Raw genomic sequence first — 14,292 nt, 5'->3', positions numbered from 1 at the left:
AGAGCGGTCAGGGGAGGAGAGAGCGGTCGGGGAACGCGGGGCGATTACTCCAGATCGATCGAGGCGGAGTCGTCGTCGCGGTCGAACGAGACTTCGAGGACGCCGTTGTTGAACGTCGCGTTCGCGGAGTGCTCGTCGACGGGGACCGGGAGGTCGACGGTCTCGTCGTACTCCCGCCGGTCGGAGGCCGCGGAGATGGTGAGCGCCTCGCCGTCGCACTGCAGGGAGAGCTCCTCCTTCGAGACGGCGGGGAGGTCGGCCACGAGCCGCACGCCGTCGTCGGTGGCGTACGCGTCCACGTGCGTCGCCGACCCGAAGCCGGCGTCCTCGGTGCCCGGTTCGCCGCTCGCCATCTCGTTCATCATCCGTTCGATCTCCTCGAAGAAATCGCCGAACGGATCGTCACGGTCGTCTCTGTCCATACTCGACGTGAGGGTGGTGACCCCGATAAGCCTTCTGTCGGTCGCCGTTTTGGCCGGCGGGGATCCGTCGCGATCGACACCGGACGTAACGAAATCGAACGATAGTGACCATCTCGCGGGCGACTCGCCCGGATTTAAGTATCTGCGGCTCGCCTTTTTCGGATATGAGTAAATCATATCTCGCAGCGGACGACGGCGTGAGCGACGACGAGGTCGTTCGAGTGGGGCTCAACGGGTTCGGGCGGATCGGGCGCAACGTGTTCCGCGCGGTGCTGGAGTCGCCGCGGACCGAGCTCGTCGGGATCAACGACGTGATGGAGTTCGACGACATGGCGTACCTCGCGAAGTACGACACCGTCATGGGTCGGCTCGACGGCGTCGAGCGCGAGGGCGACGCGCTGACGATCGGCGGCACCTCGGTCCCGCTGTACAACGTGCAGGACCCGGCGGACCTCCCGTGGGACGAGCTCGACGTCGACGTCGCCTTAGAGTGTACGGGCGTCTTCCGGACGCGCGAGGACGCGAGCGCGCACCTCGACGGCGGCGCGGACACCGTGATCATCTCGGCGCCGCCGAAGGGCGAGGAGCCGGTCAAACAGCTCGTCTACGGCGTCAACCACGACGAGTACGAGGGCGACGACGTGATCTCGAACGCCTCCTGTACGACGAACTCCATCACGCCGGTCGCGAAGGTGCTCGACGCGGAGTTCGGCATCGACGCCGGTACGCTCACCACCGTCCACGCCTACACCGGCTCGCAGGCCCTCATCGACGGCCCGAAGGCGAAGACGCGCCGCGGCCGCGCGGCCGCCGAGAACATCGTGCCGACCTCGACGGGCGCGGCCGGCGCGGCCCAGGAGGTCCTCCCGCAGCTGGAGGGGAAGATCGACGGGATGGCGATGCGCGTCCCGGTCCCGAGCGGCTCGATCACCGAGTTCGTCGTCAGCCTCGACGAGACCGTCACCGCCGAGGCGGTCAACGACGCCTTCCGCGACGCCGCCGACTCCGGCCCGCTCGCGGGCGTCCTGGGCTACACCGACGACGAGGTCGTCTCCAGCGACATCGTCGGGCTCCCCTTCTCCAGCTACGTCGACCTCCGGTCGACGAACGTGATCGCCGGCGGGAAGCTGCTGAAGGTGCTCACCTGGTACGACAACGAGTACGGCTTCTCGAACCGGATGCTCGACATGGCCGCGTACGTCCACGACGAGGCGTAGGCGGCCGGTCGCGCTCGACGCGCCTCCCTCGACGCCGTCGCCCCGGTCGGGGCCCCGACGGCAACGTTCACCCGGAGAACCACTCGTTAAATACCCCGTCGACGACCACCCATCCATGGCCGACTTCGACACCATCGACGACCTCCCGGCAGACAAACGCGTCCTCGTCCGGCTCGACCTCAACTCCCCGATCGAGGACGGAGAACCGCAGGACAACCGCCGCTTCGACCGCCACGCGGAGACGGTCCGCGAGCTCGCCGAGGCGGGCCACCGCGTCGTCTGCATGGCCCACCAGGGCCGCCCCGGCCGCGACGACTTCACGTCGCTCGCGGGCCACGCCGCGATCCTCGCCGACCACGTCGGCCGCGACGTGGCGTTCGTCGCCGACACCTACGGCGGCGAGGCGCTGGACGCGATCGACGCGCTCGGCGCGGGCGAGGTGCTCCTCTTAGAGAACACTCGGATGTGCGAGGACGAGCTCCCGGAGGAATCACCGGAAGAGAAGGCCAAGACCGAGTTCGTCCGGACGCTCGCCCCGCGCTTCGACGCGTACGTCAACGACGCGTACTCCGCGGCCCACCGGGAGCACGCCTCGCTGGTCGGGTTCCCGCTCGCGCTCCCCGCGTACGCCGGGCGCGTGATGGAGACGGAGTACGAGGCCAACACCGCCATCGCGACCCGCGAGTTCGACGGCCCGGTGACGATGGTCGTCGGTGGGACGAAGGCGACCGACGTGATCGGCGTGATGGACGCGTTAGACGACCGGGTCGACCGGTTCCTCCTCGGCGGCGTCGCCGGCGAGCTTTTCCTCCGCGCCGCGGGCCACCCGGTCGGCCACGACGTGGGCGAGATGGACCTGTTCGACGAGCAGTGGGCGGAGAACCGCGAGCTGATCGAGTCGGTGCTCGCCGAGCGCGGCGACGCGGTCCGCCTCGCGACCGACCTCGCGTACGAGGGACCGGACGGCGGGCGCGCCGAGGTCGCCGTCGACGAAATCGACGAGAAGACCGAGGGGTACCTCGACGTGGGCTCCGAGACGGTCGCCGACTACGAGCCCCCGATCCGCGACTCCGACGCGGTGTTCGTGAAGGGCGCGCTCGGCGTCTTCGAGGACGAGCGGTTCGCCGACGGCACCGTCGGCGTGCTCGAAGCCATCGCCGAGACCGACTGCTTCTCGGTCGTCGGCGGCGGCGACACCTCGCGGGCGATCGAGATGTACGGCCTGAGCGAGGACGACTTCTCGCACGTCTCCATCGCCGGCGGCGCGTACATCCGCGCGCTGACGGGCGAGCCGCTCCCGGCCGTGGAGGCCCTGGAGGCGGCGGCCGGGCGGCGGTAGGGCTACTCCTCGTTGAGGTCGAGGTCGAACTGCTCGTTCTCGGTGACCGCGTTCAACACGACGCTCGTGTTCGACTCGCGGATGTCGGCGTCGGTGAGGATCGACTTGATCTGGTCGTTCATCCCGTCCGTGTCGGTGAACTTCCCGATCGCGATCACGTCGTAGTCGCCCGTGACCTCGTAGACGCTCACCATCTGTTTCTCCGCCTTGAGCTTCTCCGTCACGTCGGGGAGCGCGCTCCCCTCCACCTTCAGCTGGAGCACGGCCGTCACGTCGTAGCCGAGCTTGTCGTAGTCGACGATGGGCGTGTACCCGCGGATCACGCCCTCGTCTTCGAGGTCTCGGAGGTGGTTCGAGACGGTGGTCACGGACACGTCGAGCTCGTCGCCGAGGCTCCGGAGGCTCGCGCGGCCGTTACTGAGAAGCGAGTTGACGAGCTTGGCGTCGAGGTTTTCGTACGTCATCACACCTATCCACGCCGTCAGGGGTTTATAATTTTACGAACGTCCAGCAGTATTGCCGCACTGGCGGTTCATGCGCCAAGCGATAAGGCCTTTATACTGGCAGATAACGAATAGACCGTCCAGAACATGACGGACGAACACGCGAAACCAGACGGCGGCCTCACGGCCGAAGAACAGGCGGTACTCGACGAGATCGAAGAGGAGAACATCGACTTCCTGCGGCTCCAGTTCACCGACATCCTCGGCGTCGTGAAGAACGTCTCCGTCCCCGCCCACCAGGCGGAGAAGGCATTCACCGAGGGGATCTACTTCGACGGCTCCTCCATCGAGGGGTTCGTGCGGATCCAGGAGTCGGACATGCGGCTCGTCCCCGACCCCGAGACGTTCGCGGTGCTCCCGTGGCGCAACGACGGCGACTCGGGCGCGGCGCGGCTCATCTGTGACATCGTCGACACCGACGGCGAGCCGTTCGTCGGCGGTCCGCGCCAGGTGCTGAAGAGCGTCCTCGAAGACGCCGAGGAGATGGGGTACTCCGTCTCCATCGGCCCCGAGCCGGAGTTCTTCCTGTTCGAGAAGGACGAGGACGGCAACGCGACGACGATCCCGCACGACAACGGCGGCTACTTCGACCTCGCGCCCAAGGACCTCGCGTCCGACGTCCGCAAGGAGATCATCTTCACGCTGGAGGACATGGGCTTCGAGATCGAGGCCTCCCACCACGAGGTCGCCGAGGGCCAACACGAGATCAACTTCAAGTACGACGACGCGCTCGGCACGGCGGACAACATCGCCACGTTCCGCGCCGTCGTCCGCGCCGTCGCCGAGCAGCACGACCTCCACGCGACGTTCATGCCCAAGCCGATCGCCGAGATCAACGGCTCGGGGATGCACAGCCACATCTCGCTGTTCGACGAGGACGGCAACAACGCCTTCGCTGACGACGACGACGAGTTCAACCTGAGCGAGACGGCTTACCAGTTCATGGGCGGCGTTCTGAACCACGCGCAGGCGTTCACGGCCGTCACGAACCCGACCGTGAACTCCTACAAGCGCCTCGTGCCCGGCTACGAGGCGCCGATCTACGTTGCGTGGTCCGACACGAACCGCTCGGCGCTCGTCCGCGTCCCCGACGCCGCGGGCGTCTCCGCGCGCTTCGAGGTCCGCAGCCCCGACCCGTCCTGTAACCCGTACCTCGGCTACGCGGCGCTCATCGCCGCCGGGCTCCACGGGATCGAGACCGACGCCGACCCCGGCGACCCGGTCCAGGAGGATATCTACGAGTTCGACGACGCGAAGCGCGAGGAGTACGGCATCGACACGCTCCCGCCGAACCTCGGCGCCGCGGTCGAGGAGCTGGAGCAGGACGAGGTCGTCTCCGACGCGCTCGGGCCGCACGTCTCCGACAAGTTCGCCGAGGCGAAGTCCCAGGAGTTCAGCGAGTACCTCACCCAGGTCTCGGAGTGGGAGGAGGACCGCTACCTCGAGACGTTCTAGGCCGGTCCGCGTCCGCGTCGCCGATCCCCGTCTCCTTCTCAGTTATTTCCGTCCGACCAGCCGCCCGCGTCGCGGTCCGGACGGACCGCACCGATCCGCTCCGGGAGCGCGGGCAGGGCGACGACGGCGACGACCGCCGCGGTCGTCGCGGTCAGCGTGACGACGACCGAGTCGGCGAGCGCGTACGCCCCCACCCAGAGCGCGCCGGTGACGGCGAGCGCCGGGACCGCGATCCCGACCGGGACCGACGACTCGTCGCCGGCGACGAGCCGCCAACCGACCGCGCCGCCGACCCCCGTGGCGATGCCGATCCCCGCCTCGACGACCTCGCCGGTGTGTCCGCCGGCGAGGGCGACGCCGGCCGCCGCGAGCGAGACGACCGCGGCCAGCAGGAACGCCGGGGCGGGGTCGAGTTCGGTCGTCGGATCGCGCCGGTCCGCCGGCGAGGCGCTCCGTCTCCGGACTCGCGGATCGCCGGCGAGCCAGAGCGCGAGGCCGACGGTTCCCGCGCCGACGGCCAGCCCGGCGACCACGTCGACGAGGTAGTGGACCTCGATGACCACCCGGGAGGCGGCCACGGCGACGGCGACGACGCCGGCCGCGAGCAGCCGTCTCCCGCCGGTCCACGCCCGGTCGTACACGAGCGCCAGCGCGAGGTACGCCGCCGCGCCGCCAGTCGCGTGCCCGCTCGGGAAGCCGAACCCGTCCGAGAGCACCTGCGCCTCGTACCAGCCGGTCAGGAGCGCGGGAAGCCACGTCGGGACGTCGGCCGGTGGCATCGCGCCCGGCGGTCGGGGGAGGGCGAACCACGCCTTGCCGAGCGCGACGGCGGCGTACGCGCAGGTGACGACGGCGATCGCGGTCGCGCCGGCGCGGCGCGGCGAGGCCGCGAGCCGATCGCCGGCGAACCAGTAGGCGACCGCCAGCAGCCCGAAGAGGAACCACGGGTCGGCGAGGTGGGTGACGGCCGCGAAGAGGACGACGGCGACCTCGGGGAGCGCGTCGACGAGGGCGGTCTCGCCGACCCCGCGCTCCGCGGAGACGAGCCCGGTCACGGCTCAGTCGTCGCCCCGGTCCCGGGCGTAGTCGAGCGCCTTCCCGGGCGTTTCGAGCAGGTTGAGGCCGACGCCGACGAGGATGAAGAGCGTGTACAGCCCGAGCGTCGACAGCCCGAGGACGAGCATCGCCGCGATGGCGTAGAGCCCGTCGAGGAAGGAGAACGCGCCGAGTATCAGCACCGTCCCGTACAGCAGCACGAGGTACGGTCCCCACCCGCGGGCGTGGCCGCGCCGCATCCGGGACCGGACGTAGCGTTTCAGCTCCGACTCCACCGCGGGCCTGTCGACGGTGCGCCGCTCGACGTCGTCCTCGAACTCGTCGAACTCCGCCCGCAGCCGCCCGACCTCCTCCTCCAGCGCCGCGACGTCCGGCGCCCCCTGCGGCCGCTCCTCGTCGCCGGCGTCGTCAGCGCCGTCCGACTCGCCGTTCATACCCGTGGGTCGGCCGCGGTCGTGTTGTAACTGCCGGTCCGCGGCGTGGCCGACGGCGGCCGAGGCGGTCCGGGAGTCGACGCCGCCCGGCGAACCGGACGCGTCTCGCCCGGCCAACACGACGTTGACGACCCCGCCGACCACGACGACGACCGCGGCGAGGTAGAGCCACGTGACGAGCAGCAGGACCCCGCCGATGACGCCGTACACTTGGTACTGCGCGGCGCCCGCGGCGTACACCTGGAAGCCGGCCTGCAGCAGCGTCCACCCGACCGCGGCGATCAGCGCGCCCGGTAACGCCTCCCGGACCCCGATCGCGGGCTGCGGGAGCAGGTAGTACATCGGGAGGAAGACGACGGCGAGGAACGCCGGCAGCGCGAGGATGCTGGCCGCCTCCGCGGCGGGGACCGCGTCGGCGGCCGCGACGAACGCGCCGACGCCGACCATGACGGCGATCCCCACGCCGACCGCGAGGACGACGGCGGCGGCGTCGGTGACCTGCTTCAGGAAGTCCGGCGACCCCTCGACGCCGTACAGCGAGACGAACGCCGTGTCGAGCCCGCGGAACACCTTCAGGGTCGACCAGAGCAGGACGGCCACGCCGAGCACGCCGGCGCCGGTCCGGCCGCCCGCGGCGGAGATCGCGCCGACGACGGCCTCCTCGCCCGCGGGGGTGAGGAACCCTCCGGCCGACGCCGCGAGCTCGGCGGCGATAACCTCGCCGAAGACGGCGGTGGCGACGACGACGAGTAGCAGCAGCGCGGGGATCAGCGAGACGAACGCGTAGTAGGCGATGGCGGCGGCGAGGAACGTCACCTGGCGGTCGAGCGCGACGTCGACGACGCGCCGCGCCGCGCCGAAGGCGGTGGTCGAGTGTCGGGACACGCTCCGGGGTTCGGGCGATGCCGACAAAAGCGGGGCGGTGCGGCCGAGACGGCGACGAGGCCGTCAGGCCGTCCCGTCGCCGAGGACCGCCGCCCGCATCTCGGGGATCGACGCCGTGCTCTTGACGGCGGTGCCGCGGTAGTGCGCGCGGCTGGCCTCGTGCCCCGCGCCCCGCAGGCGGTCGACGAACTCGTCCATGCCGATGGCGGGCTCGCCCCACTGCTTGTACAGCCGGTGCTGGTCGTAATGCGTCGGCGTGTCGAGCTCGCGCGCGACGGTTCCGAGCAGCTCGCGGGCGCGCTTCGCCTCGCCCATGTCGTCGGACACCTCGCGGCGGACCGCGCGGGCGAAGTCGGCGTCGGCGACCGGGCCGAGCCAGATCGGACCTGCCGTGAGGACGCGGTCGCTCCCGCACTCCGGGCACGCGTCGACCGGGTCCGCGATCAGCCCGCGGGTCGGCTCCCGCCAGAGGCAGTCCTCGCAGTTGTCGACGTGGCCGAGCTCGGCGACGCGGTCGTCGGCCGCTCGCGCGCCCGACTCCAGTTCGAGGTAGGTCCGCGCGTAGTGACGCGAGACGTGCGAGACGACCGGCGTCGCCGCCTTGTCGTAGCGCGCGGCGGTGCGGACCAGCGCGGAGATCAGCGTCCGGAGCCCCATCTCGGGGTGGTAGTCGGTGTTGCGCGGGACGGCGCCGTACTTCCGGATCCCGCTGTTGAGGTGGGCGCCGCAGAGCGGCGCGGTGTCGGTCGCCGTGACGCAGACGAGGTTCCGCGCGTTCGCGAGCGCGGCGTCCGCGAAGGGGATCGGCGTCCCGTACGGGTCCAGGTCGACGACGTCGAACGGGCCCTCGTCGTACAGCAGCGCGTTGACGTCGCGGTGGACCGCCTCCCCGTCGAGGTCGTTGGCGGCGAGGTTCTCGGCCGCGAGGTCGACGGCGTCCGGGTCGACGTCGGCGCAGGTGACGTCGTACCCCTCGGCGGCGGCGCGCACTCCCCGGACCCCGGAGGCCGCCATCGCGTCGAGGTACGACGCCGCGCGCGGCTCCCGCTCGCGGTACGCGCGGAGCGCCGCGACGGTGACGTCGCGGTTCAGCTCCTGTGTCGGGTTGAAGAAGACCCCGCCGCCGGTGCCCTCGCTGGCCCCGTCGCGGGCCTCGGGGACGGAGACGGTGAGCCCGCCCTCCTCGATGTCCATGCCCCGGCTTCGGCCATCCGGCACAAAAGGACCGCGCTCCGCCGGAGCGCTCTCGTCGACCGCCCGTTCGCGGTTCCTCCGGTCCCCTCCGCGATCGCTCCGGCGATCGCGAACGGCGCGGCCGCGAAGCGGGGCTTTTAGCCCCTCACCGCGGATAGACGAACACACTGATGCACGCTACGCTCGACCGAGACCGGAGCGGCCGTCCGACGCGCGAACGCGACGCGACCGCGGGGGCGGATCGGCGATGGTGAGCCCCGCCCGCGTCGACGCGCTCACCGACCTCGCCTACGGCGCGCTGATCATCCTGTCGATCGTCCTCATCGCGACGCTGAACGGGACCGACGTCGGGGTGGCGTTCGGGATCGGGGTGTTCGCCTCCTACGTCGTCCACGTCGTCTGGAAGATGGCCCGGTTCGACCCCGACTGGATGACGCGCGAGGTCGCCGACCAGGTCGGCAAGGAGGTCGAGAAGAGCGTGGGCGAGACCGTCAACAAAGAGGTCGAGAAGAGCGTGGGCGAGACCGTCAACAAAGAGGTCGAGAAGAGCGTGGGCGAGACCGTCAGCAAGGAAGTCGAGAAGAGCGTCGGCGAGACCGTCAGCAAGGAAGTCGAGAAGACGGTGGGCGAGAAGGTCGAAGAGACGGTCGGTGAAAAGGTCGAAGAGACGGTGGGCGAGAAAGTCGAAGAGACGGTCGAGAAGACCGTGGGCGACACCGTCAACGAGGAGGTGAGCGGAGTCGCCGACGACGTCAGCGAGGAGGTGAGCGGAAAGGTCGAGGAGACGGTGGGCGAAACGGTGGAGAAGACCGTCGAGGAGACGGTGGAGAAGACCGTCGGTGAAAAGGTCGAGGAGACGGTCGAGAAGACGGTCGACGAGAAGGTCGAGGAGACCGTGGAGAAGACCGTCGAGGAGACGGTGGGCGAAAAAGTGGAGGAGACCGTCGATGAGAAGGTCGAGGAGACGGTTACCGAGAAGGTCGAGGAGACGATCGACGAGGAGGTGGGCGACGGAGAGCGAGACGGCGACGAAGGCGACGCCGAAGACCGAGACGGCGACGCAGACGACGCCGAAGACGAGAGCGACGTCGACTATCGGCGCGGCGACACGTAGCCGCCGACGGAACGGACGGCCGACGGCGACGGCTCTTGATTTCCTGAATGCGTAATTTAGCCCCGGCTATTTTGAGTTTTCCGAAGGTCATAAATCCGGACGGCCGTTACCCGATACCGGACGCATGGGCCAGCACGATTTGGATCGGAGTCTCGGGCTGTACCCGACGATGATGATCAGCATGGGCGCGATGATCGGCAGCGGGATCTTCGTGCTGCCGGCGCTGGGGTATAAGAAGGCCGGACCGGCGGTGATCGTCGCGTACGTGCTGGCCGCGGTCGTCGTCCTGCCGGCCGCGCTGTCGAAGGCCGAGATGGCGACGGCGATGCCGGAGTCCGGGGGAACGTACCTCTACATCGACCGGGCGCTCGGGCCGCTGTTCGGGACGATCGCCGGGATCGGGGCGTGGTTCTCGCTGGTGTTCAAGAGCTCGTTCGCGCTCGTCGGCCTCGGCGCGTACCTGCTGCTGTTCGCGCCGCTCTCGCAGGGGGCGGTGGTGTACGTCGCGCTGGCGCTCGCGGTCCTCGTCGTCGCCCTGAACGTCTCGGGAACGAAGATGAGCGGCGGGATCCAGGCGGTCATCGTCACCCTCGTCGTCGCCGGGCTGGTCGCGTACGTCGTCAACGCGGGACTCGTCGCCGACGGCGCGCGCTACACGCCGTTCAGGACCGACGGGACCGTCGGCGTCGTCACCGCCGCCGCCTTCGTCTTCGTCTCGTACGCCGGCGTCACGAAGATCGCGAGCGTCGCCGAGGAGGTGAAGGACCCGGCGAAGAACCTCCCGCGGGCGATGCTGGGGTCGATGGCGGTCATGACGGTCCTGTACATCGGGGTGGTCGGCGCGATCATCGGCCTCAGCGACCCGGCGGTCCTGCGGACGGGCGGGCCGGGCGGCACGGCGTCGCTCACGCCGATGGCTGACGGCGCGGGCGCGCTCCTCGGCGGCGCCGGCGTGCTCTTCATCTCCGTGATCGCCGTGGTCGCGCTCACGAGCATGGCGAACGCCGGGGTCCTCTCCTCCTCGCGGTTCCCGCTCGCGATGAGCCGCGACGACCTCCTGCCGCCCGCGCTCCGGGCCATCGACCCGCGGTTCAAGACGCCGCGGAACGCCGTGCTGCTCACCGGGATCGTGCTGGTCCTCCTCATCAGATTCGTCCCGGTGATCGAGCTGGCGAAGCTGGCGAGCGCGTTCCAGATCCTCGTCTTCTCGTTCGAGAACATGGCGCTCGTCGCCTTTCGGGTCGCCGACGCGCCCTCGTACGACCCGGAGTTCACGGCGCCCGGCTACCCGTTCGTCCAGGTGTTCGGCTTCCTCGCGGGGCTCGCCCTGCTCACGCAGATGGGAGCGGTCCCGATCCTCGGGGCGGTCGGGATCATCGTCGGGAGCGCGCTCGTCTACCTCGCGTACGGCCGGTCCCGGACCGACCGAACCGGAGCGATCGGGACGATCCTCCGCGCCCGTCGCGGCGAGGAAGAGGACGGGGTCACCCAGACGAAGCCGGAGTGAGGGGCGGCGAGGGCCGGCGGGCGAGCCGACGCGGTCAGTAGTCCCGGTTGACGACGATCACCGGGTCGCCGGTCTCGTCGGCGATCCGGTCCGCCAGCGTCCCGAAGACGCGGTCGCCGAGGCGCGACTCCGGCTCGTACATCACGACCGCGTCGTAGTCGGCCGCGACGCGGACGATCTCCTCGTCGTGCCCCTCCCCCTCGACGACCAGCGTGTCGACCGATCCGGCGTCGAACCCGTCCGCGATCAGGCGCTCTCGGGTCTCCTCGACGACGGCCTCGCCGCGCTCGCGACGCTCCTCGCCCTCGACGACGTGGAACAGGGTGATCCGCCGGGTGCCGTCCTCGCTCAACACCCGGATGAACCTCGGCAGGCGATCGAACTCGGCGACGTCCGGGAGCGGCACGAGGATCCGCTCTATCCCCTCGGTCGGCGCGGGGTCGAGCTCTGCGGCGCAGTCCTCCTCGGCCGCGATCTGCCGGATCGCGGCGGCCCGGTCCTTTCCGAACACCAGTCGCGTCCGGACGGACGCGCCGGCCTCGGCGAACGCGTCGGCGACCTCGTCAAGCGTCGCCCGCGCCCCCTCACCGAACTGTTCGCGCGCGGCGCTGACCGGGGTCTGCTCGGGGAGGTCGTAGTGACCGAGGACGACGACCGTCAGCGACGAGAGGTCCTCGATCAGCACCGGAGACAGCGGCTCCGGGTCCGGGAGTTCGAGCGGGACGAGGATCGTGTCTGCCATGGCCGGCGGTTGACCGCCCGGAACAATAAACGGCGAGACTCACGACGTCGCCGCCGGGGGCTCGTCGCCGTCGGCGAGGAACGCGTCGAGGACGTCGTCCTCGGACGACTCCTTCGGGAGCACCGTGACCACGTCGTTCGGGCGGATCGACACGTCGCCGACCGGATGGATGATCGAGCCGTCCCGTTCGATCGACGTCACGACGGTGTCGTCGGAAAGGAGCCCGTCGGTGCGGGCCTCCGACGGCGAGTGGCCGACGATCGGCGCGTCGTCGGTGACGCACACCTCGATCACGGCGGTCCCGTCCGCGAGCGTGACGGTGTCCGTGACCACCGACCCCTCCGCGTCGTCGGAGAGGAACCGGGAGTACGGGGTGTGTAGCTCCGTCTGGAGCAGCTCCTCGTCCTCGATGCGGATGTCGAGTCCGGAGAGCGTGCGCGCGATCTCGCGGAGGTCGCTCGTCTCCTCGCCGACCGCGACCACCTGCAGGTCCCGGCGCCCCGCCATCAGCACGCGGACGTTGATCACGCCCGGAATGGAGCGGGCCGCGAGCGCCAGTCGCTCCCGCTCGTCGGCGGGAACGGTGCACATGAACACCGAGGTGAGCCGCCCGCCCGCCTGCTCGAAGTCGACGATGGCCGTGTAGCCGCGGATGACTCCGGCCTCTTCGAGGCGCTCGATCCGGTTCCGGACCGTCCCCGCGGAGACGTTCATCTCCTCCGCGATCATCGGTGCGGAGGTGTTCCGCGCGTCCGACATCAGCGCGTGGATGATCTGCCGGTCGATCTCGTCGAGGTGGTGGCTCACGGTCGACCGCCTCCCGGTCCGGTCGATACCGACCCGCGCCGTCGAAGGAGCGTCATGTCCAGCCGTACCCGCCAGGCCGTAATATGGTTTACTCACGGCGCGGAGGCGCCCTCCGCCGCGAACGAACCGAGAGGCGAGACGGTCGTCGCGGAGCGCGTCTGCTCGGGGCGCAAGTCTGGCGAGAAAAGACGTCGGAGAGCGACGCTACTCGTTGCCGAACATCTGGCGCATTTCTTGCTGGGGGTTCCAAATATGTGGGCGTCTTTCGACTGTGTATGGCCGACGTCAATGACACGAACTCCACCCGCGCGAAGTTCGAGCGCGAGCAGGAGCTCCTCGAAGACGCCACCATCGACGAGGCCGACCGCCGGGCCATCCGCGAGTTCGTCACGCACCGCCGGCAGATGGAGGATAAGTCGCTCAATACACTGATAAGCGATATAGGAAACCTCCGTCGGGCCGCCGAGCGCGCCGAGACCCCACTCTTGGAGATGGACATCGGCGACGCCCGAGCCTTTGTTGGCCGGCTGGCCGCGCCGAAGGCGAGCGGCGGCTACGGGCTCGACCCCGACGGATCCGGCATGTTCGGCTACAAGCGCGTCCTCCGCGTCTTCTTCCAGTGGCTCGACGCTGAGCCCCACTACGGTGAGTATGGGTTTGGCGAGCGGATCAGCCTGCCCGACCGCAACACCAAGGAGGAGACCATCTCGAAAGACGAGCTCCTCACCGAAGACGAGATTGAGCGGCTGAAGCGCGCCTGTATGAACAACCGGGATCCCGTCCTCATCGACTTCCTCGCCGACGTCGGGGCACGCATCTCGCTGGCGACCTCGCTTCGCGTCGGCGATATCGACGGTCTGGAGACGCCGCGACCGACCTTCTCGCCGAACACCGACGCGCTCAGCCTGAAGGGCGTCCGCGACGTCTCCTACCCGATTCTCTACTCGCGGGCCGAGCTCCGAGAGTGGGTCAACCGCAACCACCCCGACCACACCGGACCGAACGGCCGCGCACACGACGAGGCACCGCTGTTCCCCGTCGTCGAACACTACGACCCCGACAACCGAGAGATGATGGCAGCACACACCTCGACCGTCCGAAAATCGATGAAGCGGGCTGCCGACCGCGCTGATATCGATGTCGAGCGTGTCCATCCCCACCACTTCCGGCACGTCTTCATGACGCGGATCAGCGACTCCGAGCTGAACGACCGCGACATCGAGCACATGTCGATGCTCGTCGACGACCGGATGCGGATGCGCGACCGCTACGATCACACCGGCGACGCCGAGCGGAACGACTCCATCTTCCAGAGTCACGGGTTCGTCGACCCCGACGAGGGTGACGAGTCCGAGGGTGCGCCCGAGATCGTCGCCTGCTCGAACTGCCGTGCCGAGGTGAAATCCACCGCATACCACTGTCCCCGGTGTGGCTTCCCGCTTCGCGAGGAGATCCAGAACGCCATCGACGCCGCCCGCGCGGAGATGCGCGAGACAACCGTCGACGCCGACGAACGGGCCGAGCGCGAAGCCGCCGCCGACGCAGCGACCGTCGTCGAGAATGACGAGCGCGTCGCTGAGGAGTTCGCGATCGAGGACGGACACCTCGACGAGTGAC

The 14,292-nt window shown here is 69.6% G+C and carries 13 protein-coding genes; 6 read left to right on the top strand and 7 right to left on the bottom strand.

From position 1 onward, the window contains the following. Window positions 1-44: 44 nt before the first annotated feature. Window positions 45-422: an Hsp20/alpha crystallin family protein gene (locus tag ACFQMF_RS01875; RefSeq protein WP_092566213.1), complete on the bottom strand. Its 378-nt coding sequence runs from the start codon at window positions 420-422 to the stop codon at window positions 45-47. 164 nt (window positions 423-586) lie between these two features. Here ACFQMF_RS01875 and gap point away from each other — a divergent pair, with 164 nt between their 5' ends. Further along, complete coding sequence (gap, locus tag ACFQMF_RS01870; protein ID WP_256407420.1) at window positions 587-1,639, top strand: type I glyceraldehyde-3-phosphate dehydrogenase; 1,053 nt, start codon at window positions 587-589, stop codon at window positions 1,637-1,639. A 115-nt stretch (window positions 1,640-1,754) separates the two neighbouring features. Next, window positions 1,755-2,978 (top strand): phosphoglycerate kinase, encoded by a 1,224-nt coding sequence (locus tag ACFQMF_RS01865; RefSeq protein ID WP_256407419.1) that lies wholly within the window; start codon window positions 1,755-1,757, stop codon window positions 2,976-2,978. 2 nt (window positions 2,979-2,980) lie between these two features. Here ACFQMF_RS01865 and lrp read toward each other — a convergent pair whose 3' ends face one another. Beyond that, window positions 2,981-3,442: an HTH-type transcriptional regulator Lrp gene (gene lrp / locus ACFQMF_RS01860; RefSeq protein WP_092566218.1), complete on the bottom strand. Its 462-nt coding sequence runs from the start codon at window positions 3,440-3,442 to the stop codon at window positions 2,981-2,983. A gap of 126 nt (window positions 3,443-3,568) precedes the next feature. Here lrp and glnA point away from each other — a divergent pair, with 126 nt between their 5' ends. After that, entirely contained in the window at window positions 3,569-4,936 is a 1,368-nt protein-coding gene (gene glnA / locus ACFQMF_RS01855) for a type I glutamate--ammonia ligase (protein WP_256407418.1), read from the top strand. Window positions 4,937-4,974: 38 nt separating this feature from the next. Here the strand turns inward: glnA and ACFQMF_RS01850 are convergent, their stop codons facing one another. From ACFQMF_RS01850 to ACFQMF_RS01840, 3 genes are all read right to left on the bottom strand, one after another. Beyond that, entirely contained in the window at window positions 4,975-5,991 is a 1,017-nt protein-coding gene (locus ACFQMF_RS01850) for a phosphatase PAP2 family protein (protein WP_256407417.1), read from the bottom strand. Window positions 5,992-5,994: 3 nt separating this feature from the next. Next, window positions 5,995-7,311 (bottom strand): YihY/virulence factor BrkB family protein, encoded by a 1,317-nt coding sequence (locus ACFQMF_RS01845; protein WP_256407416.1) that lies wholly within the window; start codon window positions 7,309-7,311, stop codon window positions 5,995-5,997. A gap of 63 nt (window positions 7,312-7,374) precedes the next feature. Further along, on the bottom strand, window positions 7,375-8,505 hold the full coding sequence (locus tag ACFQMF_RS01840; protein ID WP_256407415.1) for a tRNA (guanine(26)-N(2))-dimethyltransferase: 1,131 nt from the start codon (window positions 8,503-8,505) through the stop codon (window positions 7,375-7,377). A gap of 247 nt (window positions 8,506-8,752) precedes the next feature. Between ACFQMF_RS01840 and ACFQMF_RS01835 the strand changes: the two genes are divergently transcribed. Further along, window positions 8,753-9,619, top strand: a complete 867-nt coding sequence (locus ACFQMF_RS01835; protein ID WP_256407414.1) for a hypothetical protein — start codon at window positions 8,753-8,755, stop codon at window positions 9,617-9,619. 124 nt (window positions 9,620-9,743) lie between these two features. After that, entirely contained in the window at window positions 9,744-11,126 is a 1,383-nt protein-coding gene (locus ACFQMF_RS01830) for an APC family permease (protein ID WP_256407413.1), read from the top strand. 34 nt (window positions 11,127-11,160) lie between these two features. On the opposite strand, the gene ACFQMF_RS01825 is transcribed toward ACFQMF_RS01830, so the two are convergent. Both ACFQMF_RS01825 and ACFQMF_RS01820 read right to left on the bottom strand, forming a co-directional pair. Continuing rightward, window positions 11,161-11,868 (bottom strand): universal stress protein, encoded by a 708-nt coding sequence (locus ACFQMF_RS01825; protein WP_256407412.1) that lies wholly within the window; start codon window positions 11,866-11,868, stop codon window positions 11,161-11,163. Window positions 11,869-11,907: 39 nt separating this feature from the next. Then, on the bottom strand, window positions 11,908-12,675 hold the full coding sequence (locus ACFQMF_RS01820; RefSeq protein WP_256407411.1) for an Lrp/AsnC family transcriptional regulator: 768 nt from the start codon (window positions 12,673-12,675) through the stop codon (window positions 11,908-11,910). A 275-nt stretch (window positions 12,676-12,950) separates the two neighbouring features. Between ACFQMF_RS01820 and ACFQMF_RS01815 the strand changes: the two genes are divergently transcribed. Continuing rightward, window positions 12,951-14,291 carry a site-specific integrase gene (locus ACFQMF_RS01815; RefSeq protein ID WP_256407410.1) on the top strand — a complete coding sequence of 447 codons (1,341 nt, stop codon included), beginning with the start codon at window positions 12,951-12,953 and terminating at the stop codon, window positions 14,289-14,291. Window position 14,292: the final 1 nt, after the last annotated feature.

Source organism: Halorubrum rutilum (assembly GCF_042665015.1).
GTDB lineage: Archaea > Halobacteriota > Halobacteria > Halobacteriales > Haloferacaceae > Halorubrum > Halorubrum rutilum.
Note: the sequence above shows the minus strand (reverse complement) of the source record. Positions and strands in the feature narration are given on the sequence as shown.